A 25,001-nucleotide genomic window follows, 5' to 3' on the forward strand; every position below is an offset into this window, starting at 1 on the left:
AGTGAGCTAAAACGGGGTCTGACCCCTTTAATCCGTCACCTTCAGCTTGAATTAACAACGATCTGCTCCTATTAATTAAGTATATCGATTAAAGGTGTCTGTTATGCGGATTGCGGTTGTTTGGTTTTTTTCTCTATTGATAAGCTCAGTGAGTCAGGCTGGCTTGCCGGTCAGTGACTCGCAGGGGCAATCTTTGCCCTCTATTGCCCCTATGTTGGAGAGGGTGAATCCAGCAGTCGTCAACATCTCGACCTTCTCGACCCGACAAATCATCAACCCACTGTTGAACGACCCCTTTTTTCAACGCTTTTTCAACATTCCTAGAGATGCCTTTCCGCAACAACGCCGCAGTCAGAGCAGTGCCGGGTCTGGTGTGATTGTCGATGCCGAGCAGGGTACGATCATTACCAACTATCACGTCATTAAAGGGGCTGACGAGGTTCAGATTGGTCTTACCGATGGGCGCAGTTTTAAAGCCCGTTTAATTGGGGCCGACCCTGAAGTGGACATTGCGGTATTGGATATCGATGCCACGGGGTTGAGCGAGTTATCGATCCGCGACTCCTCGTCACTCAGAGTCGGTGATTTTGTTGTGGCTATCGGTAACCCCTTTGGACTTGGGCAGACCATCACAACAGGTGTCGTCAGTGCGTTAGGGCGTTCAGGTTTGGGTATCGAGGGGTATGAAAACTTCATTCAAACCGACGCCTCTATCAACCCCGGCAACTCCGGTGGTGCTCTCGTCGATTTGAATGGAGACCTGGTGGGTATTAATACAGCCATTATTGCGCCAAGCGGAGGAAATGTCGGAATAGGCTTTGCAATCCCCAGTAATATGGCACGACGTGTTGCTGATCAATTGATTGAAGAGGGTCGCGTCACCCGTGGCTGGGCAGGGCTTTCGGTGCAACCGCTAACCGCTGATTTACGTCAGGCGTTTGGGCTGGATGATCAGCAAAACGGTGTGATCGTTTCAGAGGTGATTAAGGACTCTCCTGCTGATCGTGCCGGTCTTCAAGTCGGCGACATCATTACCGCACTGGATGGTAGAGCACTGATCTCAGCGGCTACTATTCTTAACGCTGTGGCATTTGCAGCCGAAGGGGATCAACTAATGCTGGAACTACTGCGCAATGCTGAGCCGCGATCCGCCAAGCTGATCGTCGCCTATCAACAACCTAAATCTGATCCAGAACAGGGGGCTCTTCATCCGTTACTGTCCGGTGCCGTCTTTGAGCCAGTGACCAGTGGCAGAGGGGTTCAGGTCAAAAGTGTTGAACAGGGAAGCCGGGCCGCTCGGGCAGGGTTGGTCGCTGGCGATCTTGTTGTCTCTATCAATCGACGTTCGGTTCGAACCCTAGAGGATCTACAGCGTGAACTCTCTGGCAGTTCTAATCAGTTATTGATTCAACTTCAGCGTGGCCGCTCAATGTTTTATCTGGTCTTAAGATAAATCTGAGATTACCTAGCAACTTTTCAAAACTGTTCTACACTGAACACATTAATTACCTAATTGTCATATAGGGCTTAAAGAGAAATCATTAATGAAAGGTGTAGTGTTTAATATCCTTGAGGATATGGTAGTGGAAAAGGGCGGTGTTGTTCTCTGGCAACAGCTTCTTAATAGGGCCGGCGTTGCGGGTAGCTATATTTCAGTGGATACCTATGAAGATGCCGAACTCTTTAAGATTGTTCATGAAGTCCAACAGGCGCTCAATATTCCCCTAGAGGATGTGATTCGCAGTTTTGGTGATTTCATGTTTGCTAAGCTGGCTGAACGTTACCCTATGTTTGTTGAAGCTGAGGGTGATCTGTTTGGTTTCTTGAAAAGTATCGAGCCGGTGATTCACTTAGAGGTACAAAAGCTCTACACAGAGGCTAACCTTCCGACAATTGATTGCGCCAATGGTGACAACAACCGACTGGTAATGAACTATCGTTCGCCGCGAAAACTCTGTATTTTGGCAGAGGGGTTAATCCAGGGGGCGGCCACTTACTATCAAACCCCTATCAATATTGAGCACGATATCTGTATGCACAGAGAGTCTGACCACTGCGAACTCAGCATAAGTAAAGTGAATGTCTGAAGAGTTAGAGCTGTACAAACAAGCGTATGAACGAGAACGTAAAGCGCGTCTTGCAGCAGAAGATGTGCTGGAGACTCGTTCGCGTGAGCTGTTTCTAAAAAACCAGGAGCTCGAAGCCTCTTTGGTTCAGTTAAAAGCGCAGCAAGATGCACTGATTCGATCTGAAAAGTTGGCTACGCTTGGTACGCTTGTCTCTGGCGTGGCACACGAGATTAACAACCCGCTGTCGTTTGTTCACTCTAATGTAGACACCTTGGGTCAGCACAGTGACGCCATCGCTAAACTCTATCCTCTATTGATCGAATCTCTAGCGGTAGATGAATCTGAACGACCTGCGTTTGCTGAGCGTGTGTTCAAGTTCCTTGAAGAGGAAGATCTTGAATATTTCACCGATGAATTAGATGAGTTGGTTTCTGATACCAATGACGGTGTCCAGAGGGTGAAGGAGATCGTTCGCAACTTAAGAAGCTTTGCTCGAATGGATGCTCAGGTTAGAACAGAAGCCGATCTTAATGAGGGAATTCGAAGTACCCTTAAATTGATTAACAACCAGATCAGTGCCAACACGCGGGTCAACCTCTCTCTTGAAGAGATTCCTCCAGTGCTCTGTAACCCCGGTGAGATCAATCAGGTCCTTTTAAATATTCTTGTTAATGCAGCACAAGCGCTTGAGGGTCAGCGTGAACCAACCTTAGAGATCACGTCCAAAGAGAACCAAGGCTGGGTTGAGATATCGATAGCCGATAACGGTAAAGGGATGACCAAAGAGATACAGCAACGTATTTTTGAACCCTTCTACACAACAAAGGATATTGGTAAAGGTACGGGGCTGGGTCTATCCATCTCCTATGGCATTATTAGCCATCATCAGGGTGAGCTTTTGGTTGATTCCGCACCAAATAAGGGCACAACTTTCACGCTAAGAGTGCCAATTCAAACCCGCTAATCACCGCTTATATAACAACCCATTTCTTTACATAAAAATGTCATATAAATGTGACGAAATTATCTATTTTCTTCTAGCCCGCACCACAGCTGAATCTTCGCTCCTTGCCCAATAAGTCAAGAAATTTTTGACGCATATTTGCTATTGCAAAGTTCGTCCAGATCACTATATTTAGTGTCTGTTGTTTGTCGAATAACTATATATAGTGATTTATGTTGGATAGACAACCACAAGATATAGTGTTGTGTGAAGTAGCGATCAGCACCCTCATGCAGCACGAATAATAACACCGACTAAGAAGTGGAATGTCGTTATGCAACAGGGTTTAAAGGTCACAAAACGCGATGGTAGCCAAGAGTCACTGGATCTAGAGAAGATCCACAAAGTTGTGACTTGGGCTGCAACCGGTCTAAAGACTGTGTCTGTCTCTCAAGTAGAGCTGAGTGCCAACATGCAATTCTTTGAGGGTATCTCAACATCAGACATCCATGAGACCCTAATCAAAGCGGCTGCCGATCTTATTTCAGAAGAGGCGCCTGATTACCAATACCTTGCTGCGCGCCTTGCGATCTTCCACTTACGCAAGAAAGCGTTCGGTGAATTCGAACCACCCCACCTATTTGCCCATGTCCAAGCCATGGTGAATGACGGTCGTTACGATAAGCACCTTTTAGAAGACTACACTGAAGCGGAATTCAATGAGCTGAATGACTACCTTGCTCATGATCGCGACATGAACTTCAGCTACGCGGCCGTTAAGCAGCTAGAGGGTAAATACCTTCTACAAAACCGTGTTACGGGTAAGATTTACGAGAGCCCACAGCAGCTCTACATGTTGGTAGCCGCTTGTCTCTTCTCTAAATACCCACAAGAGACGCGTTTGGGTTATGTAAAACGTTTCTACGATGCCTGTTCTCTGTTTAAACTGTCGCTACCGACGCCGATTATGGCGGGCGTTCGTACACCGACCCGTCAGTTCAGCTCTTGTGTATTGATTGAAACGGGTGACAGTCTGGATTCAATCAACGCGACAGCCTCTTCGATCGTTAAATACGTATCACAGCGTGCGGGTATCGGTATCAATGCCGGTAGCATCCGTGCCCTAGGTAGCCCAATCCGTCAGGGTGAAGCTTTCCATACTGGATGTATTCCTTTCTACAAACACTTCCAAACAGCGGTTAAAAGCTGTTCACAAGGGGGTGTACGAGGGGGTGCTGCGACTCTGTTCTACCCAATCTGGCACTTGGAAGTGGAGTCACTGTTGGTTCTTAAAAACAACCGTGGTGTCGAAGAGAACCGTGTGCGTCACCTAGATTACGGTGTTCAGATCAACCGAATGATGTACCAGCGTTTGATCAAAGGCGGCAACATCACCTTGTTCAGCCCACACGAAGTGCCTGGCTTGTACGATGCGTTCTTTGCTGACCAAGATGAGTTTGAGCGTCTCTATGAGCAGTACGAACAGGATCCAAATATCCGCAAACAGACGATCAAAGCGGTAGAGCTGTTTGGTATTCTTGCATCCGAGCGTGCATCGACTGGCCGTATCTACATTCAGAACGTCGACCACTGTAATACCCACAGTCCGTTCGATCCTACAGTGGCGCCGGTTAAGCAGTCCAACCTCTGTCTTGAGATTGCGCTGCCAACTAAGCCTTTGAAAGAGGTGAATGATCCGGACGGTGAGATAGCTCTCTGTACACTGTCAGCATTCAACCTTGGCGCACTAGAGAACTTAGATGAGCTAGAAGAGCTGTCAGAGTTGATTGTTCGTGCACTAGACAGTCTGTTGGACTACCAGGATTACCCGGTTCCAGCTGCATACACTGCAACCATGGGTCGTCGTACTCTGGGTGTCGGTGTAACCAACATGGCCTACTACCTAGCGAAGAACTCTGTTCGTTACTCCGATGGCAGTGCTAATGGCCTAGTACACCGTACCTTTGAAGCGATTCAGTACTTCCTGTTGAAGGCATCAAACAACTTGGCAAAAGAGCTGGGTGCCTGTCCTAAATTCAACGAGACCACCTACGCTCAGGGTATTCTGCCAATCGACACCTACAAGCGTGAAGTTGATACCTTCTGCGAAGAGCCATTGAACTACTTCTGGGAGACACTTCGCGAAGATATCCGTGAATTTGGTCTGCGTAACAGCACCCTTACGGCGTTGATGCCCTGTGAGACCTCTTCGCAGATTACTAACTCAACCAACGGCATCGAACCACCACGTGGTTATGTTTCGGTTAAGTCGAGTAAAGATGGTGTGATGAAACAGATCGTACCTGAGTACTTAGAGCTGAAAGATAACTACGAACTTTTGTGGTCAATCCCAGACAACGAAGGCTACCTACAGTTGGTCGGCATCATGCAGAAATTCGTAGACCAATCAATCTCTGCAAACACCAACTATGACCCGGCTAAGTTCCCTGGTGAGAAGGTACCAATGAAGCAGTTGTTGAAAGATCTTCTAACTGCCTACAAGTACGGTGTTAAGACACTTTACTACCACAACACTCGTGACGGTGCTAAAGATCAGCACGATGACATGGGTGGCTGTGAAGGCGGCGCTTGTAAACTTTAAATCTGTAGTTCGCCGCCCAGTACTTCGGGCGGCCGTTTAAACTTTTACGAAGAGGTTAGGGCAGATGTCTTACTCTACATTCAGTACCAGTAATCACGATGCAACTCGCGAACCGATGTTTCTAGGTCGCAGTGTTAACGTTGCGCGTTACGACAAACAGAAATATCCAATCTTTGAAAAGCTGATCGAGAAGCAGCTCTCTTTCTTCTGGCGCCCAGAAGAGGTTGATCTAAGTACTGACCGTAAAGACTTCATGGCACTTCCAGAGCATGAACAGCACATCTTCTTGAGCAATCTTAAATACCAAACCCTGCTGGATTCAGTGCAGGGTCGGTCGCCAAACGTCGCGTTTTTGCCGATCGTCTCTATCCCTGAGCTTGAGACCTGGTTTGAAACTTGGGCGTTCAGTGAGACCATTCACAGCCGTTCGTACACGCACATCATTCGCAACATTGTGACTGAACCGTCTAAGGTGTTTGATACCATCGTGACCAACCCAGAGATCGTTGAGCGAGCTGAAGCGGTGACGCGTCTTTACGATGAGTTGATAGAGCTAGTGAATGTCTTCACCATTCATGGTGAAGGTAAGCACACAATCGACGGTAATCTGGTCGATGCAACGCTCTACAACATCAAAACGAAACTCTACTTAACGCTGGTATCTGTTAACGTTTTGGAAGCGATCCGTTTCTACGTTAGCTTCGCCTGTTCATTTGCATTTGCAGAGCGTGCAGTTATGGAGGGTAATGCGAAGATTATCCGTCTGATTGCACGTGATGAAGCGCTGCACCTCACCGGCACACAGCACATGATCAACATCATGGCCTCGGGTGCTGATGATCCTGATTTCAAACAGATCGCTATTGAGCAGAAAGAGGAAGTGATCAAACTCTTCCGTGATGCGGCAGAACAAGAGAAATCTTGGGCAGAGTATCTCTTTAGTCAGGGCTCAATGATCGGTCTAAACGCGCGAATTCTGGGTGATTACGTTGAGTACATTACCAACGTTCGAATGAAAGCTTTGGGTCTAGAAGAGATCTTCGAGAACCGCGCTAACCCATTGCCTTGGATGAACTCATGGTTGGTCAGCGATAACGTCCAAGTGGCTCCTCAAGAGTCAGAAATCAGCTCCTACCTGGTCGGTCAAATCGACAACGAAGTAGGGGATGAGGATTTCGAAGGCTTTGACCTTTAATTTGAGGGTTTGACGATGTCGGGTATCCCACGCATCAAAGTCAGCAACCATCACACCTTCTACTACCAGTATGAGTTTTCACTGCTTGATGCATTGGAAGCTCAACAAATACCTGCACCTTACAACTGCCGCGGTGGATACTGTGGATGTTGTAAGGTGCGTCTGTTAGATGGCGAAGTTGAACCTGTTCAGGATGCACTGGTGGACTGTGCAGAAGGAGAGGTTTTAACCTGCTGTTGTCGTCCCAAAGGGCACATAGAGATCGAAATTCCAGACGCCGAACAGCCCCTCTAAATCCGCACCAAAATGAGACAAAATAATTTTTGTTCACAGTGCAAGTTTTTTATAAGAAAAAAGTACAAAAATATTTTAAAAAAATTATAAAATCCTGTTGAATAATTTAAGTTATTGAATTTTAAGGTTATATTTTTACCGGTTCAAAATTGAACCAATTTGCTGAACGCCCCAGTTCATCGGTAGTAGCGCACTTCTTCCAAACATTATTCACCAAGTTATCCACAGATTCTGTGAGTAATAAAAACGGTGAAAAAAACACTTTTTGGTCTTGACAGGGAGAGATCAAAATACTGTCTTACTTCGCCCTTGGGTATAATTAACTAACCACTAATTTTCGACGAGTATTGGTAAATGACTGATTTTGAAAATGAAGTAATCAAATCGACCCAGCATTGGGTGGATAAAATGGTCGTCGGGCTAAATCTCTGCCCCTTTGCCAAGAAAAGCATCGATCAAAATCAGTTACGCTATCTTGTCTACACCGGTGACGACATTGAGTCGATTACTCAGCTGCTGGTCGAAGAGCTAGAGCGACTAGTGAACGATAAGAGTATCGAAACGACCCTATTGATCCACCCCAACTTTACGAAAGACTTTGATGCCTACTTAGATTATCTGGCCGGTGTCGATGAACTGATCGACGCACTGGGTTATTCGGGCGTTTTCCAAGTGGCTGGCTTCCACCCAGATTATCAGTTTGACGGTGTCGCAGAGATCGACCCTGCAAACCATACCAATCGATCCCCTTATCCCATGATGCATCTGCTTCGCGAAGCGAGCGTCGCCTGGGCCGTCGAGACACACCCTGACATCGATTCGGTGCCGGAACGTAATGTGGAGCTGTTGCGGGAGATGGGAGAGAAGGGGATTCAAGAGTTGATCTCTGGAAAACGCTGATAGGGCGGATTTCAGGCTGAAGCCAGACACCGGAGAATTAACCAAGCTACGGAGTGACGGTGACTGGCTTTCAGCCTCTCATCCGCTATCTTAATTTCGCGGTTTGTCGCTGTGCGCCAATTCGCTCCTACAATTTCGCGGTTTGTCGCTGCGCGCCAATTCGCTCCTACAATTTAATGCTCCGTTTGTAGGAGCGAATTACCACGAAGTGGTAAACCGCGAAACAACCGCAGAGCGGTTCGTTATTAAACAAAAAAACCCGGCAAAAGCCGGGTTTTTTAAGCGTTAATCAACCGATTACGCTTGAACCGTTGGAATCACAGAAGAGGCTTTCTCTACGTAGTTTTCCATCTGATCGAAGTTTAGGTAACGGTAGATGTCACCTGCCATGCTGTCGATCTTCTGAGCGTAGCTCATGTACTCTTCAACCGTTGGCAGCTTGCCCTCTAGAGCAGCAACTGACGCTAGTTCAGCAGAGGCTAGGAAGACATCGGCGCCATCACCTAGACGGTTAGGGAAGTTACGAGTCGAAGTAGAGACTACAGTCGATTTCGCAGCAACACGTGCTTGGTTACCCATACAGAGTGAACATCCAGGCATCTCCATGCGAGCACCGGCTTTACCGAAGATGTTGTAGTAACCTTCGTCACTTAGCTGAGCCGCATCCATCTTCGTTGGTGGAGCGATCCACATACGCGTTGGGATAGAGGCACCTGATGCTTCAAGCAGTTTACCTGCAGCACGGAAGTGACCGATGTTAGTCATACAAGAACCGATGAATACTTCATCGATCTTCTCGCCCTGTACTGTTGAAAGTAGGCGAGCATCGTCTGGATCGTTTGGAGCACAAAGGATTGGCTCTTTGATGTCCGCTAGATCGATTTCGATGACACAAGCGTATTCTGCGTCAGAATCAGCACGCATTAGGCTTGGGTTAGCTAGCCACTCTTCCATGCCTTTGATACGACGTTCGATAGTACGCGCATCACCGTAGCCTTCAGCGATCATCCACTTAAGCATGACGATGTTCGACTTCAAGTATTCTGCGACTGAATCTTCACCTAGAGTGATAGTACAGCCTGCTGCAGAACGCTCTGCAGATGCGTCAGATAGTTCGAATGCCTGTTCAACTGTTAGCTCTTCAAGACCTTCGATCTCAAGAACGCGACCAGAGAAGATGTTCTTCTTACCCGCTTTAGCAACCGTTAGGTGACCCTCTTTGATTGCGTAGTAAGGGATCGCGTGTACAAGGTCACGTAGCGTGATGCCAGGGTTACGTTTGCCTTTGAAACGAACCAATACTGACTCAGGCATATCCAGAGGCATAACGCCTGTAGCCGCAGCGAATGCAACTAGACCAGAACCTGCAGGGAAAGAGATACCGAGTGGGAAACGAGTGTGCGAGTCGCCACCAGTACCCACAGTGTCAGGAAGAAGCATGCGGTTCAACCAAGAGTGGATAACACCGTCACCTGGGCGAAGCGATACACCGCCACGGTTCATGATGAAGTCAGGAAGCGTGTGGTGAGTGTTAACGTCTACTGGTTTAGGGTAAGCCGCTGTGTGACAGAATGACTGCATAGTAAGATCAGCAGAGAAACCAAGACAAGCAAGGTCTTTAAGCTCGTCACGCGTCATTGGGCCAGTGGTATCCTGTGAACCAACCGTTGTCATCTTAGGCTCGCAGTACATGCCTGGACGAACACCGTCCATGCCGCATGCTTTACCAACCATCTTCTGAGCTAGAGTGAAACCTTTGCCAGAGTCAGCAGGCTGTTGTGGCTTACGGAACAGATCCGTTTGACCTAGACCTAGTGCTTCACGTGCTTTATCCGTTAGACCACGACCGATGATCAGTGGGATACGACCGCCTGCACGAACTTCGTCTAGAAGAACCTGAGTTTTTAGACCGAATTCACAGATCACTTCATCAGTGCCGTGCTTACATACTTTACCTTCGTATGGGTAAACGTCGATCACGTCGCCCATGTTTAGGTCGTCAACTGGCATCTCGATCGGTAGTGCGCCAGCATCTTCCATTGTGTTGTAGAAGATAGGAGCGATTTTGCCGCCGAAACAGTAGCCGCCAGCACGTTTGTTAGGCACGTTCGGGATATCATCACCGAAGAACCATAGAACTGAGTTAGTTGCAGACTTACGAGAAGAGCCAGTACCAACAACGTCACCCACGTAAGCAACTGGGAAGCCTTTTGCTTTAACTTCTTCGATCTGAGCTAGAGGACCTTTAACACCAGGGACTTCTGGGTTAATGCCTTCACGTTCCATCTTAAGCATCGCGTTAGCGTGCAGTGGAATGTCAGGGCGTGACCATGCATCTGGAGCAGGGGATAGGTCGTCAGTGTTTGTTTCGCCAGGTACTTTGAATACAGTCACTGTGATTTTTTCAGCAACTTCAGGCTTGCTAGTGAACCACTCAGCGTTAGCCCAAGACTCCATCACCTGTTTAGCTGATGCGTTACCGGCATCCATCTTCTCTTTAACGTCGTGGAACGCATCGAACATAAGAAGTGTGTGTGATAGGCCTTTAACAGCAGCAGGTGCTAGTTCAGCGTCATCTAGGCTCTTGATCATTGGCTCGATGTTGTAACCACCTAGCATTGTGCCAAGAAGTTCAACCGCAGCAACTTTGCTGATTAGAGGAGATGAAGCTTCACCGTTAGCGATCGCCGCCAAGAAACCTGCTTTCACATAAGCAGCTTGGTCAACACCGGCAGGAACACGGTTAGTTAAAAGGTCTAGAAGAAACTCTTCTTCGCCTGCTGGTGGGTTTTTAAGTAGCTCAACCAGTGCGCTGGTTTGATCAGCGTCTAGTGGCTTTGGCGGTACGCCTTCTGCGGCACGTTCTTCAACGTGTTTACGGTAAGCTTCAAGCACGATATGGCCCTCATTAATGGCTACACCTAACACCCTTGTGAGGCGAAAGGAGGATATCTTCCCGATATCAATGGTTATTAAAAAAACGCCGTTATTCTACAGGAGTCGCCATTCTCTGTTAATCACCCAAAGGCTAAAAGGCCTTTATACTTTGGGCTTGTAACCGGCTGTTTATAGAACCTTTTCTTATTGTTTTACAAAGAAAAAGTATATCGCTGCAGCGCAACATATCTAAGAGGGTACCGGACGGGTGCGCTGATCGTTATAATTCGCACCACCCAACGATTATATGGAGAGAGACGTGGACGCGTTAACCGAGATTCAAAGCTTTTTAGGATGCCAGACACCGGATCAGTGGATCCAAGTCGCCAAAGATCCTAAGCATCAATCTCTGCTACTGACCGACCACGCTCACTGTGAGAAGAAAGCGGCCTCTACGGCCATGACACTGATGTTTCGATACGTCGATCGTCCAGAACTTCTCAATAAGATGTCACGACTCGCTCGGGAGGAGTTGATCCATTTCGAACAGGTGTTGGGTCTGATGGACAGGCGTGGCTTTAAATATGGCAACCTATCTGCGTCGCGTTACGCCAGTGGTCTGCATGAGTTGGTTCGACGTGAAGAGCCGGGTCGATTGATCGATACGTTGATTGTCGGTGCGTTTATTGAGGCGCGCTCCTGTGAGCGCTTCGCTGCATTGGCCCCTTACCTTGATGAAGAGTTGGCCAAGTTCTATCGCTCACTGCTGCGCTCTGAGGGTCGTCACTATCAGGACTATTTAAAACTGGCTGAAGATTATGCGGGTGAGCCGATTACCGATCGGATTGAACTTTTCCGCCAGAGAGAGCAAGAGTTAGTGGAGTCAGAAGATGATCTGTTCCGCTTTCATTCGGGTAAGCCTACACTCAATTAAGTGAAATCTTCTGGGGGTTCAAACTTAGAGAGTGTGAACTCCTTTTTGTGACTCAGAAGATAATACCCGCTTGAGCTCCAGTCACCCAAAACAACTCTGGTTAGCGAATCATTACCATTGATATTGGTATGAATGCTGGGTCTATGAGTGTGTCCATGGATCAGTATCTGACACTCTTCTTTTGTAAGTAATTCTTCGCAAAATCCAAAATTTACATCCATGATGTAATCTTCTTTGTTGCTGTTTTGCTGTTGGCTTTCATCGCGAATTTGGCGTGCAATGGCGAGGCGTTCCTCAATACTTTTCGCTAGAAAGCCTTGCTGCCAGTTTGGGTCTCTCACCTGGTTTCGAAAGGCCTGGTAGGCGGCATCATCAATGCAGAGTTCATCGCCGTGCATCAGTAGGGCGGTGCCGCGTTTGGGTAGCTCAATCTTGATCTGTTCAGGTAGTAGTTCGGCTGACAGTTTACTTGCACTTTTCTTGCCTAACAGGAAGTCACGGTTGCCGTGCATGAGATAGATGCTCGTACCCGTTCGGCTTAAGGCTTCGAAGTAGGGTTGAATCTCTTTGAGAACAGGGTCGGCAAAATCGTCACCAATCCAGGCTTCAAAAATATCACCCAGTAGGTAGAGTTCATCGCTAGAAGGCGCGATATGTGAGAGGAAGTAACGAAGCGCCCGAGTGATCTCGGGTCGCTCCGCTTGCAGGTGAAGGTCTGAAATGAATAGACGTTTCAAGATTAAGCCTGAACTTCAGCCTTCTCAATGATGACATCGTCAACCGGTACGTCTTGGTGACCCACTTTCATAGTAGTAGGTACCAGTTTGATTTTGTCGACTACCTCTTGGCCTTCAACAACTTTACCAAATACCGCGTAGCCCCAGCCTTGCGTGTTCTTGCCAGAGTGATCTAGGAAGGCGTTATCCGCAACGTTGATGAAGAACTGAGCAGAGGCTGAGTGTGGGTCCATCGTACGTGCCATTGCAACGGTGTACATCTCGTTGCTTAGACCGTTATCGGCTTCGTTCTCAATCGGTTCGCGAGTTTTTTTCTGGTGCATGCCTGGTTCAAAACCACCGCCTTGAATCATGAAGTTGCTGATGACACGGTGGAAGATTACACCGTCGTAAAAACCCTCTTTAACGTACTGTTCGAAGTTCGCCGCAGTTTTTGGAGCCTTGTCAAAATCGAGTTCAATTTTGATTTCGCCGAAGTTGGTCGTAAGAACGATCATCAGTTTTTCCCTTTAAGTTGAAATTTGTGCGAAGTATATCAGATCAAATAGGGGTTTCGCCCTGTATTGACGTGTTCGGATGGCATATAATTCCGCGCTTATTATTTTACAGTCACGTCAAAGTTGAATTATGAGTAAAAACGAAGCGGTTACCGTTACCAATTTCATTCATCAGATCGTTGAAAAGGATCTAGAGCAGGGCACGCATCAGGGTAAGGTTGTTACCCGTTTCCCACCAGAGCCCAATGGTTTTCTTCACATTGGTCATGCCAAATCGATCTGTCTGAACTTTGGTACGGCTGAGAAGTACCAAGGTGTCTGTAACCTTCGTTTTGATGACACCAACCCAGAGAAAGAGTCACAAGAGTACATCGATTCGATTACGCGCGATGTTGAGTGGTTGGGTTACAAATGGAATGGTGACATCCGCTACACATCAAACTACTTCGATCAACTCTATGCTTGGGCGGTTCACCTGATTCAAGAGGGCAAAGCCTTTGTCTGCGAGCTGAATGGCGAAGAGATGCGTCAGTACCGCGGTAATTTGACCGAGCCGGGCAAAAACAGCCCCTTCCGTGATCGCTCACCTGAAGAGAACCTGACGCTGTTTGAAAAGATGCGTGATGGTGGCTTCGAAGAGGGTGAAGCGGCGTTGCGTGCCAAGATTGATATGGCATCACCTAACATGAACATGCGTGATCCGGTTATCTACCGTATCCGCAAAGCGCATCACCACCAGACGGGTGATAAGTGGTGTATCTATCCGAGCTACGACTTCGCACATGGTCAATCGGATGCGATTGAAGAGATTACACACTCTATCTGTACGCTTGAGTTTGAAGATCACCGTCCACTATACGACTGGTTTGTTGCCAATCTGCCAGTACCGGCAACACCGCGTCAGTATGAATTTGCACGTCTTAATCTGAACTACACCATCACCTCTAAGCGCAAGCTGAAACAGCTTGTCGATGAGCAGCATGTTTCAGGCTGGGATGATCCGCGTATGCCAACCATCTCTGGTTTGCGTCGTCGTGGTTACACACCCGATTCAATTCGTAACTTCTGTGACATGATCGGCGTAACACGCTCTAACTCAACGGTCGACATGGGTATGCTGGAAGCGGCTATTCGTGAAGATCTGGACGCTAAATCGCCTCGTGCTATGTGTGTGACCGATCCTATCAAACTGACCATTACCAACTACGAAGAGGGTAAAGAGGAGTGGTTTGAGGTGCCTGTACACCCTAAAGATGAGTCGATGGGCGTGCGTCGTATTCCGTTTACTAAGAATCTTCTGATTGAGCGCGAAGATTTTGCGATGGAAGCGCCTAAGAAGTGGAAACGTTTGGCACCAGGATTTGCCGTACGTCTGCGTGGCGCTTTCTGTGTCACCTGTGAAGAGGTGATCACCAATGAGCAGGGTGAAGTAACCGAATTATTAGTGACCTATGATCCGGCGACTAAAGGTGAAAACCCAACCGACTACAAGCCTAAGGGTGTCATTCATTGGGTCAGTGCAGACAACTCAATTCCTTGTGAAGTGCGTCTCTACGATCGACTATTTACTGAAGCGAATCCAGATGGGGATAAAGAGCGTGATTTCTTGGAGTTCATTAATCCAGAGTCTCTATCGGTTTTCCCCAATGCACGTGTAGAGGTTGGTATGGCGAATGCTGCCATCGAGAGCCGTTATCAGTTTGAGCGACAGGGCTTCTTTGCGGTTGATCCAGACAGTAACGCAGATCGTTTAGTCTTTAACCGCACTGTGGGTCTTCGTGACTCTTGGGCGAAAATGGCGAAATAGATGCGCTGGATCTCTCTGGCTCTTCCACTGCTGATCTTGATCGGTTGTTCATCGTCACCGGTGAATCGAGCGCAGTGGTCAGAGCTGAGATTGATGCCAACATCGATTCGATCCTTAGGCGAATATTTGCCAGAAGGCTCTGGTTTGGCGGTTCACAATCAGACCCTATGGTCCATTAATGATGGCGGTAATGATCCCATCCTTTATGGGTTTGATTTAACGGATGACTCAGCCACAAAGGTGGAAAAGGTTACCCTAAGGAATGCGGCTAATCTTGATTGGGAGTCACTGATTACCACCAGTGAGGCGCTGGTCATTGCTGATTGCGGAAATAATCGCGGTGATCGTATCTGGTTTCAGTTCCACTCAATCAGTTGGGATCAGCTAGTGGAGAGCCAAGGCTTGGTGGATGCCAATACCATTAATGTGAAATTGGCCGATGTCACGCCAGCGGTAGAGCGCCAGGATCACAATCGTGACTGTGAAGCAGTCACAGAGGTTGACGGTAACTACTGGCTCTTTACTAAGAATTGGCGAGATCAAAAGAGTCGGCTCTATATAGTCGATCCAAACTCTGATCAACAGTCGGTAAGTTCGCACCAGAGCTTTGATGTGGCCGGTGTAATTACCGGTGCTGATTATGACGCAAAGAGTCGTCGTTTAGCGCTTATAGGTTATGGCAGTGGCTTTGCCGTCACCCAGCCCTTCATCTGGATAGTTCCAGTGTATCAGGGAGAGGCAGAGTTTGATCAGGCGGTGCGCTACTCACTGGCGAAGATGGGGCAGTGGGAAGCGATTCACTGGTACCAAGGTCATTTATTGATTTCACGCGAAACCAGTCCGCTGGGTGGCGCGTTGTTGGCAGAGGTTAAGCTGCCAACTCAAATGCATTAATACGGATAGAGTATGTTTCAACTATACAACACACTTTCAAAATCAAAGCAGCCCTTCACTCCGATTGAAGCGGGTAAAATCCGCATGTATGTCTGCGGGGTGACCGTCTACGATCTGTGTCATATAGGTCATGCGCGAGTCATGGTCTCGTTTGATGTGATCACTCGTTACCTACGGGCGCGTGGTTGGGATGTTGAGTATGTTCGAAACATCACCGATGTCGATGACAAGATTCTAAAGCGCGCAGCTGAGAACGGTGAGACTCCTGATCAGCTGACTCAGCGTATGATCGCGGCGATGCATGAAGATGAGGCTTCGCTAAGCGTACTGCGTCCTGATCAAGAGCCGCGTGCAACCCATCACATTCAAGACATTATCGACATGGTCCAAGCCCTTATCGACAAAGGTTTTGCCTATGCAGCGGCCAACGGTGATGTCTACTACCGGGTTGAGAAGTTTGAGACATATGGACGCCTAACCAATAAGGTGATTGACGAGCTTCGTTCAGGTGCTCGTGTCGAGGTTGAGGCAGCAAAAGAGAGTCCACTCGACTTTGTACTTTGGAAAGCTGCTAAACCAGGTGAGACCAGTTGGGAATCGCCTTGGGGAGCTGGCCGTCCAGGTTGGCACATTGAGTGTTCAGCCATGTCTAAATGCTGTCTAGGTGAAACCTTTGATATTCACGGTGGCGGACCTGATCTTCCGTTCCCGCACCATGAAAATGAGATTGCTCAGTCGGAAGCTGCTAATGGCAAGACCTATGTAAACTATTGGATGCATGCTGGCCCTGTGCGAGTGAACAAAGAGAAGATGTCCAAGTCGTTGGGTAACTTCTTTACGATTCGTGAAGTGCTTAAAGAGCATAATCCAGAGGTGGTTCGCTACTTCTTATCGAGTGTGCATTACCGCTCTTCGATCGATTACTCGCTGGATAGCCTTAAAGAGGCCCGTTCGGCACTGGATCGTTTCTATCAAGCACTCGACGGGGTAGAGATACCTGAAGTCGAGATCGCCTCAAACGACTACAGCGATCGATTCTTTGCCGCGATGGATGATGACTTTAATACCCCAATGGCGTTTGCTGTGCTGTTTGAGATGGCCAGTGAGCTAAACCGCCTGAAAGGTAAAGATGAGGCAGCGGCTTCACAATTGGCAGGTCAGATTAAGGCGCTTGCTGGTGTTGTGGGTCTATTGCAGCAGAACCCTAAAGATTTTCTGCAGCAGGGCAGTGCTGGAGAGATCAGTGGCGACGAAGTGGAAGCGTTGATCGTAGAGCGTAAAGAGGCAAGAGCAAACAAGGACTTTGCCCGATCTGACGAAATTCGTGATCAATTGGCTGCTGCGGGAGTCATCCTTAAAGATGGTCCAGAAGGTACGACTTGGTATCGGGAAGGGTAGTTGCCTTTGAGAGCGGATGACAGGCTGAAAGCCAGTCACCGCCACTCCTGATCGCGGTCTGCCTTGGAGGCAGAGCGCTCCTACAGTAGGACTTCGCAACGGTCTTTCTGCTTAGCTAGACTGTAGGAGCGAATTGGCGCGAAGCGACAAACCGCGAACGTAATTCTCCGGTGACAGGCTGAAAGCCAGTCACCGCCACTCCGTAGCTTGGTTAATTCACCGGTGACAGGTCTTCAGCCTGTCATCCGCCACCTCACCGTCTTCCAGAAACCCCAGCTAAAGCACCGAAATCCCCGGTTTCTGATCAACTATTAATCAAAACGAAAAAAAATCTTTAAAAAAGTAAAACAGGGTATTGACCACCTGCAGGTCAGGTCGTAGGATACGCACCTCCTCGCAGATGACGACTTCCATCCAGTCACTTGTGAGGTCGGGCAGCACGTTAGGCGCCCATAGCTCAATTGGATAGAGCAACGGCCTTCTAAGCCGTAGGTTGCAGGTTCGAGCCCTGCTGGGCGCGCCAAGCAACCTGTCCAGATGTACCACAATGGTGGGTGTAGCTCAGTTGGTAGAGCCCCGGATTGTGATTCCGGTGGTCGTGGGTTCGAGCCCCATCATCCACCCCAATTTTTGGGTACATCATAAAAGTATGCGGTCGTGGTGGAATTGGTAGACACGCCAGATTTAGGTTCTGGTGCCGCAAGGTGTGAGAGTTCGAGTCTCTCCGACCGCACCATACTTTTATAACGAGCAACACTATTCGGCTCAGCCGAATCGCAACAATCCAGATGCGGTCGTGGTGGAATTGGTAGACACGCCAGATTTAGGTTCTGGTGCCGCAAGGTGTGAGAGTTCGAGTCTCTCCGACCGCACCATCTGGAAACACCCCTTAGAAGTTCCCTCTTTTTTATCGCTCACATTATCAAGCTCATCTTCGTTTTCTATACCTTGTAACTTTTTCAGTTCTGTTGGCATGTTTACTTGACTAATGGGCTCAGTTACCGGAAAATTTCGCGCTTGATTTTAATGACTCGGACTGCGTCATTTTTGATGACAGAAGAGTTTGACACTCTCAAAAGAATTAATGAGGAATTCCATGCAAGTTTCTGTAGAGACTACTTCAGGCCTTCAGCGCCAACTAACCGTGACTGTTCCGGCCGAACGTATCGATACTGACGTTGAGAAGCAGGTTGTACAGCAGGCTCGCACTCGCCGTATGGACGGTTTCCGTCCAGGTAAAGTACCTGCAAAAGTAATTAAGCGTATGTACGGTGACGCGATTCGTTACGAAGTACTAAACCGCGTCGTACAAGAGACTTTCTACGAAGCTGTTCAGCAGGAATCACTAATGCCAGCAGGCGCTCCTTCTATCGAGTTCAAAACCGATAAAGAAGGTGAAGACTTTGCATACGTTGCGACATTCGACGTTTACCCAGAGATCGAACTAAAAGATCTAGCGGGCGTTGAAGTTGAGAAAGCAACAGCATCGATCAAAGCGGCTGACGTTAAGAACATGATCGACACACTTCGCAAGCAGCAGAGCACGTTTAAAGCGACTCGCGGCATGGTTAAAGAAGGCTTCCAAGTTAACATCGACTTTGAAGGTTTCGTAGATGGCGAAGCGTTCGAAGGCGGTAAAGCAGAAGGTCAAGACCTAGTCATCGGCTCTGGTAGCATGATCCCTGGTTTCGAAGATGGCATCATCGGTAAGAAGAAAGGCGAAGAGTTCGACGTAGAAGTCACTTTCCCTGAAGAGTACCAGTCTGAAGCGCTAGCGGGTAAAGCTGCAACCTTCAAGATGAAGCTTAACGAAGTGTCTAAACCAGAACTTCCTGAGCTAAACGAAGAGTTCTTCGCTAAGTTCGGTGTCTCTTCTGCAGACGAAGCTGAATTCAAAGCGGAAGTTGAAAAGAACATGGCTCGTGAAATGAACCACGCGCTTAAAACTAAGACTAAAACAGCTGTATTCGATGCACTGATCGCTCAGAACGAAATCGAAGCACCAGCTGCAATGATCGATGATGAAGTGAACGTACTTCGTCAGCAAGCGGTTCAGCAGTTTGGTGGCCAGGCTCAAATCGATCCAAACACTCTACCTAAAGAGCTGTTCGAAGAGCAGGCAATCCGTCGCGTTAAGATCGGTCTTCTAGTACAAGAGGTGATCAAAGCGGGTAACCTTGAAGCGACTGACGAGCGTGTTGATGCGATTCTTGCGGATATCGCAGAGAGCTACGACGATGCTGATGAAGTGATCAGCTACTACAAAGGCAACGAACAGATGCTAAATCAGATCCGTAGCCTTGCTCTAGAAGACGAAGTTGTTGACCACCTTCTTGCATCTGCTAAGGTGAAGGAAGTTAAAGTCAGCTACGAAGAAGCTCTTAAGCCGGCTCAGCAGTAATTATTGTTGAGTAATGGATCTAAACCTCGTTTAGATCCTTATAAAAAACGGCAGTTAGCGAAAGCTGGCTGTCGTTTTTTGGTTATTAGTGCCGTGAATAAGGAAAACTATTGATGTCAGATATCTACTCAGGCCGCCCATTTGATGTAACAGACAGTGGCTTGGTGCCAATGGTTGTCGAGCAGAGTTCCCGTGGTGAGCGCGCTTACGATATTTACTCTCGCCTATTAAAAGAGCGAGTAATCTTTATGGTCGGTCCTGTCGAAGATCACATGGCGAACCTGATCGTTGCACAGATGCTTTTTTTGGAAGCGGAAAATCCAGAAAAAGATATCCACTTATACATCAATTCACCTGGTGGATCGGTCACTGCTGGTATGGCGATCTACGATACCATGCAGTTCATTAAACCGGATGTCAGCACCATGGTATTGGGTCAAGCGGCTAGCATGGGCTCATTCCTTGCGATGGCCGGCGCCAAAGGTAAGCGTTTCTTGCTACCTGAATCACGTACAATGATTCACCGTGTCAGCTCAGGTACACCAGGTACACGTGGCTCTGTACATGTACAAGAGCTTGAGTTTGAAGATGCCCGTCGTCACATGGAAGAGGCTAAACGCCTTAACGATCGTTTGACTGAGATCTACGCTGAACGCAATACTGCGGGTAAATCGTATGAAGAACTGTACGAAATCATGAAGCACGACACCTTCCTATCAGCCGAACAGGCGGTGGAATTTGGTCTAGCTGACAAAGTGCTTAGTAGCCGAGAAGGCTAATCTTTTTAGAGGAATTAACATGTCTGAAGAGAACAACGATCAGAACGACAGCAAGCTATTTTGTTCATTCTGTGGCAAAAGCCAGGATGAAGTACGCAAGCTGATTGCTGGTCCTTCAGTCTTCATCTGTGATGAGTGTGTCGATCTGTGTAACGACATCATCACCGAGGAGATGGCGGAGATCGAAGAGTCACACTATGACGAAACGCTCCCTACGCCAAGTCAGATTAAAGACAATCTTGATGAGTATGTGATCGGTCAAGAGCGTGCCAAGAAAGTGTTGGCAGTAGCGGTTTATAACCACTACAAACGCCTACGTGCTACGGGTAAAAACAGTGACGTTGAGCTGAGTAAGTCCAATATACTTCTGATCGGCCCAACGGGTAGCGGTAAGACTCTGTTGGCGCAGACGCTAGCGCGTATGTTGAATGTACCCTTCACTATGGCTGACGCGACGACGCTGACTGAAGCGGGTTACGTCGGTGAAGACGTTGAGAACATTGTTCAGAAGTTGCTGCAGAAATGTGACTACGATGTAGAGAAAGCACAACAGGGCATTATCTACATTGATGAGATCGATAAGATCTCGCGTAAATCCGACAACCCATCGATCACGCGTGATGTGTCTGGTGAGGGCGTACAGCAGGCGCTTCTGAAACTGATTGAGGGTACCGTTGCCTCTGTACCGCCACAGGGTGGCCGTAAACACCCTCAGCAGGAGTTTTTGCAGGTAGATACCTCTAACATCCTGTTTATCGTCGGTGGTGCCTTTGCCGGCCTCGAGAAGATCATTGCCGATCGCAGTGAGCGAAGCTCAATCGGCTTCAGTGCTACCGTGCGTAGTAAAGATGACGAGAAGGGTGTCGATCGTATTCACGACGTCGAAGCAGAAGATCTAGTGAAGTTTGGTCTGATTCCAGAGTTCATTGGTCGTCTACCGATGATCGCGACGCTCTCTGAATTGGATCAAGAGGCATTGATTCAGATTTTGACTGAACCTAAAAACAGCCTGACTAAGCAGTACCAAGCACTGTTTGAGATGGAAGGTGCTGATCTAGAGTTCCGTGAAGACGCACTGTTCGCTGTGGCTGAGTTGGCGCTTGAGCGTAAAACCGGTGCGCGTGGTCTGCGTTCAATCCTAGAGTCTAAACTGCTTGAAACCATGTACGAACTTCCTTCATTAGAGGGTGTCTCGAAAGTGGTGATCGATCAGGGTGTGATTAAAGATAAGAACGATCCGATCCTGATGTATGAGACACAACAGCTCGATAAAGCGTCACCGGACGCTTGATCTAATCAATAAAAAAGACCGCCTATTGGCGGTCTTTTTTTACTCCGTGTTAGGTGACTGGCTTCAGCCTGTCACCCGCTTTCGATCTAAATTGTAGAGGCGGATCAGGCGGATGACAGGCTAAAGCCAGTCACCAAGTTGTTCCGTTACTCCGCATGATCCCGCGTAAACACCCACTTATCTCCTTCACTCATCGACGCATTAAATGCATAACCCTCTAGATCAAACTGTTTCAGATCCTCTGGATTCTCAATGCGGTTCTTGATGGCGTAGCGGGTCATCAGACCTCGAGCCTTTTTCGCGTAAAAACTGATGATCTTGTATTGACCGTTTTTTAGGTCTTTAAACTCAGGGCTGATAAGGCGAGCATTAAGTGCTTTAGCTTGCACCGACTTGAAGTACTCGTTCGACGCAAGATTCACAACGACCGGTGTTTTATCACTGGCTAACTCGTCATTGAGGCGATCGGTAATTGTTGAACCCCAGTAGCTGTAGAGGTTTTTGCCGGCATCGTTTTGAAGTTTTGTGCCCATCTCTAAGCGGTAGGGCTGCATCAGATCCATCGGTTTTAGGAGACCATAGAGGCCGGACAGAATTCTTAGGTGGTTCTGTGCAAATTGGTAGTCCGCTTCGTCGAACGAATCAGCATCCAAGCCGGTATAGACATCGCCTTTAAAGGCTAACATCGCCTGTTTAGCATTCGTCTCATTATGCTCTTTCACCCAGCTTTGGTAACGCGCTACGTTCAAAGAGGCCAGTTTGTCGCTGAGCTTCATCAGTTCAGCGATATCTTGCGGCGCATATTCACGCAAGTTGTTGATCAGCGTTTCAGCTCGGTCGGTAAACTCCGGCTCACTTTTCAGTTGGGTGCTGGCCGGTGTTTCATAATCGAGAGTCTTAGCAGGTGATATCAGTAGTAGCATGGATACAGTCTTCAGATAATGTACTTGAAATAGAGGGTTTGATAGCTGTTACGCGAAGCGTTTTATCCAGATCAATCTCGCAAGGGTGGCAATTGTAGATCCAAGAACCACCATCCCTGAGGTGAGTAGGGGGTTGCTAAGGCTCAATAACTTGATGGCGGCCCCAGAGAACAGGAAGCCAACAAATAGACAGAGCAGAGCCATCAACAGTGCGTGTACGATAGTCGCTGCTTGGTATCGGTCTAAACGAATGATAAAGACTAGAGCAGGCACTACAAAGCCTAGCAGAGTGATGTAGGACGGAAGTTGGCTATCCATCAAAAGATTCCTTAAATTAACAGTTCCTAAATTAAACCTTCATTAACCGGTAAGTGCAAATGGATTGGGGTGGGCGTTACAGCCACAACTGTGTAGAATCTGCACCTTAATTTTCACACAGACTCTTGAGTGTTCCATGAGCAATACACGCGTTTTAACAGGTATCACAACCACCGGTACTCCGCACATTGGTAACTACCTTGGTGCGATTAAACCTGCGATTGAAGCGACCCTTAATCCAAACACCAATTCGTTCTTCTTTTTGGCGGATTACCATGCACTGATCAAATGTCACGATCCGGAACGCGTGGCGCAATCAACACGCGAAATTGCGGCGACTTGGTTGGCACTTGGGTTGGATACCGACAAAGCGACCTTCTATCGTCAGACCGATATACCAGAAATTCCAGAACTCACTTGGATTCTTACCTGTATGTGCTCTAAGGGTTTGATGAACCGTGCTCACGCTTACAAAGCCTCAGTCGATGCTAACCGTGATGCTGGGTCAGAGGATCTGGACGATGGCATCACCATGGGCCTGTTTAGCTACCCCATTCTAATGGCGGCAGACATTCTGATGTTCAACGCGCATAAGATTCCGGTGGGTAAAGATCAGATTCAACACATCGAAATGGCGCGTGATATCGCTGGTAAGTTCAACCATACCTATGAAGAGTTGTTCGCACTTCCAGAAGCTCAGGTGGATGAGGAGACTCAACTGATCCCCGGTTTGGATGGTCGTAAGATGTCGAAGAGTTACGACAATACGATTCCTCTGTTTGCGCCAACTGATCAGCTACGCAAGCTCATCAATCAGATTAAAACCGACCTGCGTGAGCCCGGTGAGCCAAAGGATGCCGATAACAGCACCATCTTCCAACTCTACAATCTGTTCGCCAATAAGGACGAAAGTGCAACAATGCGATCAGCGTTTGAAAATGGCATCGCTTGGGGTGAAGCAAAGCGAGAGCTGTTTGAGTTTCTGGATGCCAAATTGTCAGCGCCACGTGCACGTTACAATGAACTGATGAACAATCTTGATGCCGTTGAAGCTGAGCTTCACAAAGGGGCTGAAAAGGCACGTGCAGAAGCGGCTCCACTGCTTGAAAAGGTTCGTATCGCGGCCGGTATTCGTCCGTTGACCTATGTAGCACCTAAGGCTGAAAAGCAGAAAGCCAAGCAGAAAGAGCTTACAGCAGAAGAGTTAGCGCGCATTGAAGAGGGGCGCCGTCGTGCCATTCTCCGTGGTGCCCAGCCTCTATTGGATCAGGTAGCCAATGCCGAGGATCCTGCAGCAGAAGCTAAAGCGATTGTTGCAGCGAAAACAGATGAGGTTGCAAGCCTTAAGAAAAAAGCGAAGCAGAAAGCGGAAAACGAGCTCGAAGCACTCAAAGCTGAGTGGGCTGATCTGCTGGCACAATGAAAAAGCTTGATATCTCGCAATGAGCTGAATCTAATAAAGGGATCTACTATTGATCCCTTTTTTATTACCGAAAAAATAGGAGTGAAGATGTCACTGCTGGGTAATTTAGCAGCTTGGTCTGCCTACGCCATATTTAGAAGCCCATTCGCACGTCGCTCTAAATGGATTCACGATAAGACGATGAAGCTCTTCAGGGTAGGGGCCCAACGCGGTAGCGTCAAAGCGCTCTCTACTTATGGGTTTCTTCTGCACTTTCGCGGTGCCGATGCTGCCAGCAAAGAGCAGGGGGCTTTGTATATTCAGGCTGCTGCTGAGCGCGGTGATGGAAAGTCACAATACCAAATGGCTAAGCTCTATGAGTCTGGGTATCCGCCAGTGATTTTCAAATTGGCTGATAAAGCCTATGAACACTACAAAGCTGCGGCGGAACAGGGCCACCCAGTTGCCATTCAGCGAATGGTGGATATCTACACCAAGGGCGAGCTGGGTAGGGAGATTGATTTAGAGAGAGCTCAGCAGTGGGAAGCGAAGCTTGGGCAAAATGCCGGGGTTTGACAGCAGTGACTGGCTTTCAGCCTGTCAGCTGCTTTCGAATTACATTGTAGATTCTGGAAGATGCTGATAAAGCGGATGACAGGCTGAAAGCCAGTCACCGGCACTCTGTAGGAGCGAATTTGAACGAAGTGAAAAACCGCGAATGGACGAACCCGCCAAATTAA

The 25,001-nt window shown here is 48.1% G+C and carries 21 protein-coding genes and 4 tRNA genes; 20 read left to right on the top strand and 5 right to left on the bottom strand.

Annotated elements, in window-relative coordinates:
* The first annotated feature begins 103 nt into the window (after positions 1-103).
* The 7 genes from XMM312_RS10520 to XMM312_RS10550 all read left to right on the top strand — a co-directional run bounded on the left by XMM312_RS10520 (position 104) and on the right by XMM312_RS10550 (position 8,003).
* Positions 104-1,453: a Do family serine endopeptidase gene (locus XMM312_RS10520; protein WP_173489217.1), complete on the top strand. Its 1,350-nt coding sequence runs from the start codon at positions 104-106 to the stop codon at positions 1,451-1,453.
* A gap of 91 nt (positions 1,454-1,544) precedes the next feature.
* Positions 1,545-2,087, top strand: coding sequence for a heme NO-binding domain-containing protein (locus tag XMM312_RS10525; protein ID WP_173489218.1), 543 nt, complete (start codon positions 1,545-1,547; stop codon positions 2,085-2,087).
* Positions 2,080-3,033, top strand: coding sequence for a sensor histidine kinase (locus XMM312_RS10530; protein ID WP_173484009.1), 954 nt, complete (start codon positions 2,080-2,082; stop codon positions 3,031-3,033). The genes XMM312_RS10525 and XMM312_RS10530 overlap by 8 nt, the downstream gene beginning before the upstream one ends.
* Positions 3,034-3,346: 313 nt before the next feature.
* Entirely contained in the window at positions 3,347-5,614 is a 2,268-nt protein-coding gene (nrdA, locus tag XMM312_RS10535; RefSeq protein ID WP_173481027.1) for a class 1a ribonucleoside-diphosphate reductase subunit alpha, read from the top strand.
* Between the two features lie 64 nt (positions 5,615-5,678).
* Positions 5,679-6,809: a class Ia ribonucleoside-diphosphate reductase subunit beta gene (gene nrdB, locus XMM312_RS10540; RefSeq protein ID WP_173483685.1), complete on the top strand. Its 1,131-nt coding sequence runs from the start codon at positions 5,679-5,681 to the stop codon at positions 6,807-6,809.
* A 15-nt stretch (positions 6,810-6,824) separates the two neighbouring features.
* A complete protein-coding gene (gene yfaE / locus XMM312_RS10545) occupies positions 6,825-7,103 on the top strand; it encodes a class I ribonucleotide reductase maintenance protein YfaE (RefSeq protein ID WP_173481025.1) in 279 nt (92 codons plus the stop codon).
* A gap of 354 nt (positions 7,104-7,457) precedes the next feature.
* Positions 7,458-8,003 (top strand): DUF1415 domain-containing protein, encoded by a 546-nt coding sequence (locus XMM312_RS10550; protein WP_173484008.1) that lies wholly within the window; start codon positions 7,458-7,460, stop codon positions 8,001-8,003.
* Between the two features lie 297 nt (positions 8,004-8,300).
* On the opposite strand, the gene acnB is transcribed toward XMM312_RS10550, so the two are convergent.
* The gene (acnB, locus tag XMM312_RS10555) at positions 8,301-10,898 is read right to left on the bottom strand and encodes a bifunctional aconitate hydratase 2/2-methylisocitrate dehydratase (protein ID WP_173489219.1); all 2,598 of its coding nucleotides are present in this window, start codon (positions 10,896-10,898) and stop codon (positions 8,301-8,303) included.
* A gap of 301 nt (positions 10,899-11,199) precedes the next feature.
* Between acnB and XMM312_RS10560 the strand changes: the two genes are divergently transcribed.
* Positions 11,200-11,814, top strand: a complete 615-nt coding sequence (locus tag XMM312_RS10560; protein WP_371731436.1) for a tRNA-(ms[2]io[6]A)-hydroxylase — start codon at positions 11,200-11,202, stop codon at positions 11,812-11,814.
* Here XMM312_RS10560 and XMM312_RS10565 read toward each other — a convergent pair.
* Both XMM312_RS10565 and XMM312_RS10570 read right to left on the bottom strand, forming a co-directional pair.
* Entirely contained in the window at positions 11,811-12,551 is a 741-nt protein-coding gene (locus XMM312_RS10565) for a UDP-2,3-diacylglucosamine diphosphatase (protein WP_173489220.1), read from the bottom strand. The two genes, XMM312_RS10560 and XMM312_RS10565, sit on opposite strands and share 4 nt — an antisense overlap.
* Positions 12,552-12,553: 2 nt before the next feature.
* The gene (locus XMM312_RS10570) at positions 12,554-13,048 is read right to left on the bottom strand and encodes a peptidylprolyl isomerase (RefSeq protein ID WP_173483688.1); all 495 of its coding nucleotides are present in this window, start codon (positions 13,046-13,048) and stop codon (positions 12,554-12,556) included.
* 130 nt (positions 13,049-13,178) lie between these two features.
* Between XMM312_RS10570 and XMM312_RS10575 the strand changes: the two genes are divergently transcribed.
* From XMM312_RS10575 to clpX, 10 genes are all read left to right on the top strand, one after another.
* Positions 13,179-14,855: a glutamine--tRNA ligase/YqeY domain fusion protein gene (locus XMM312_RS10575; protein WP_173489221.1), complete on the top strand. Its 1,677-nt coding sequence runs from the start codon at positions 13,179-13,181 to the stop codon at positions 14,853-14,855.
* Positions 14,856-15,749 (top strand): hypothetical protein, encoded by an 894-nt coding sequence (locus XMM312_RS10580; protein WP_173489222.1) that lies wholly within the window; start codon positions 14,856-14,858, stop codon positions 15,747-15,749.
* A 12-nt stretch (positions 15,750-15,761) separates the two neighbouring features.
* Entirely contained in the window at positions 15,762-17,147 is a 1,386-nt protein-coding gene (cysS, locus tag XMM312_RS10585) for a cysteine--tRNA ligase (protein ID WP_173489223.1), read from the top strand.
* A gap of 446 nt (positions 17,148-17,593) precedes the next feature.
* Positions 17,594-17,670 (top strand) — tRNA-Arg (locus XMM312_RS10590).
* A gap of 27 nt (positions 17,671-17,697) precedes the next feature.
* A tRNA-His gene (locus XMM312_RS10595) sits at positions 17,698-17,773 on the top strand.
* A gap of 25 nt (positions 17,774-17,798) precedes the next feature.
* A tRNA-Leu gene (locus XMM312_RS10600) sits at positions 17,799-17,883 on the top strand.
* Between the two features lie 54 nt (positions 17,884-17,937).
* Positions 17,938-18,022: transfer RNA gene (locus XMM312_RS10605), tRNA-Leu, on the top strand.
* 221 nt (positions 18,023-18,243) lie between these two features.
* Complete coding sequence (gene tig / locus XMM312_RS10610; RefSeq protein ID WP_173489224.1) at positions 18,244-19,548, top strand: trigger factor; 1,305 nt, start codon at positions 18,244-18,246, stop codon at positions 19,546-19,548.
* A 113-nt stretch (positions 19,549-19,661) separates the two neighbouring features.
* Positions 19,662-20,327 carry an ATP-dependent Clp protease proteolytic subunit gene (locus XMM312_RS10615; protein ID WP_173483693.1) on the top strand — a complete coding sequence of 222 codons (666 nt, stop codon included), beginning with the start codon at positions 19,662-19,664 and terminating at the stop codon, positions 20,325-20,327.
* Positions 20,328-20,346: 19 nt separating this feature from the next.
* Positions 20,347-21,618 carry an ATP-dependent Clp protease ATP-binding subunit ClpX gene (gene clpX, locus XMM312_RS10620; RefSeq protein ID WP_173489225.1) on the top strand — a complete coding sequence of 424 codons (1,272 nt, stop codon included), beginning with the start codon at positions 20,347-20,349 and terminating at the stop codon, positions 21,616-21,618.
* A gap of 146 nt (positions 21,619-21,764) precedes the next feature.
* Here clpX and yaaA read toward each other — a convergent pair whose 3' ends face one another.
* Both yaaA and XMM312_RS10630 read right to left on the bottom strand, forming a co-directional pair.
* Complete coding sequence (yaaA, locus tag XMM312_RS10625) at positions 21,765-22,541, bottom strand: peroxide stress protein YaaA (protein WP_173489226.1); 777 nt, start codon at positions 22,539-22,541, stop codon at positions 21,765-21,767.
* Between the two features lie 48 nt (positions 22,542-22,589).
* On the bottom strand, positions 22,590-22,859 hold the full coding sequence (locus tag XMM312_RS10630; protein ID WP_173481012.1) for a hypothetical protein: 270 nt from the start codon (positions 22,857-22,859) through the stop codon (positions 22,590-22,592).
* A gap of 136 nt (positions 22,860-22,995) precedes the next feature.
* On the opposite strand from XMM312_RS10630, the gene XMM312_RS10635 reads away from it, so the two are divergent.
* Entirely contained in the window at positions 22,996-24,282 is a 1,287-nt protein-coding gene (locus XMM312_RS10635; protein WP_173489227.1) for a tryptophan--tRNA ligase, read from the top strand.
* Positions 24,283-24,369: 87 nt separating this feature from the next.
* A complete protein-coding gene (locus tag XMM312_RS10640; RefSeq protein ID WP_173489228.1) occupies positions 24,370-24,837 on the top strand; it encodes a tetratricopeptide repeat protein in 468 nt (155 codons plus the stop codon).
* Positions 24,838-25,001 lie beyond the last annotated feature (164 nt).

Source organism: Marinobacterium sp. xm-m-312 (genome assembly GCF_013283295.1).
In the GTDB taxonomy this organism is placed as follows: Bacteria; Pseudomonadota; Gammaproteobacteria; order Pseudomonadales; family Balneatricaceae; genus Marinobacterium_E.

What these genes read in the sequence shown, in the direction of transcription:
- nrdA (WP_173481027.1), top strand. Translation starts at nt 3,347, where the DNA reads ATGCAACAGGGTTTAAAGGTCACAAAACGCGATGGTAGCCAAGAGTCA.
- XMM312_RS10640 (WP_173489228.1), top strand. Translation starts at nt 24,370, where the DNA reads ATGTCACTGCTGGGTAATTTAGCAGCTTGGTCTGCCTACGCCATATTT.
- tig (WP_173489224.1), top strand. Translation starts at nt 18,244, where the DNA reads ATGCAAGTTTCTGTAGAGACTACTTCAGGCCTTCAGCGCCAACTAACC.
- XMM312_RS10575 (WP_173489221.1), top strand. Translation starts at nt 13,179, where the DNA reads ATGAGTAAAAACGAAGCGGTTACCGTTACCAATTTCATTCATCAGATC.
- XMM312_RS10550 (WP_173484008.1), top strand. Translation starts at nt 7,458, where the DNA reads ATGACTGATTTTGAAAATGAAGTAATCAAATCGACCCAGCATTGGGTG.
- XMM312_RS10530 (WP_173484009.1), top strand. Translation starts at nt 2,080, where the DNA reads ATGTCTGAAGAGTTAGAGCTGTACAAACAAGCGTATGAACGAGAACGT.
- XMM312_RS10635 (WP_173489227.1), top strand. Translation starts at nt 22,996, where the DNA reads ATGAGCAATACACGCGTTTTAACAGGTATCACAACCACCGGTACTCCG.
- cysS (WP_173489223.1), top strand. Translation starts at nt 15,762, where the DNA reads ATGTTTCAACTATACAACACACTTTCAAAATCAAAGCAGCCCTTCACT.
- clpX (WP_173489225.1), top strand. Translation starts at nt 20,347, where the DNA reads ATGTCTGAAGAGAACAACGATCAGAACGACAGCAAGCTATTTTGTTCA.
- XMM312_RS10580 (WP_173489222.1), top strand. Translation starts at nt 14,856, where the DNA reads ATGCGCTGGATCTCTCTGGCTCTTCCACTGCTGATCTTGATCGGTTGT.
- yaaA (WP_173489226.1), bottom strand. Translation starts at nt 22,541, where the DNA reads ATGCTACTACTGATATCACCTGCTAAGACTCTCGATTATGAAACACCG.
- XMM312_RS10615 (WP_173483693.1), top strand. Translation starts at nt 19,662, where the DNA reads ATGTCAGATATCTACTCAGGCCGCCCATTTGATGTAACAGACAGTGGC.
- XMM312_RS10570 (WP_173483688.1), bottom strand. Translation starts at nt 13,048, where the DNA reads ATGATCGTTCTTACGACCAACTTCGGCGAAATCAAAATTGAACTCGAT.
- XMM312_RS10520 (WP_173489217.1), top strand. Translation starts at nt 104, where the DNA reads ATGCGGATTGCGGTTGTTTGGTTTTTTTCTCTATTGATAAGCTCAGTG.
- nrdB (WP_173483685.1), top strand. Translation starts at nt 5,679, where the DNA reads ATGTCTTACTCTACATTCAGTACCAGTAATCACGATGCAACTCGCGAA.
- yfaE (WP_173481025.1), top strand. Translation starts at nt 6,825, where the DNA reads ATGTCGGGTATCCCACGCATCAAAGTCAGCAACCATCACACCTTCTAC.
- XMM312_RS10525 (WP_173489218.1), top strand. Translation starts at nt 1,545, where the DNA reads ATGAAAGGTGTAGTGTTTAATATCCTTGAGGATATGGTAGTGGAAAAG.
- XMM312_RS10630 (WP_173481012.1), bottom strand. Translation starts at nt 22,859, where the DNA reads ATGGATAGCCAACTTCCGTCCTACATCACTCTGCTAGGCTTTGTAGTG.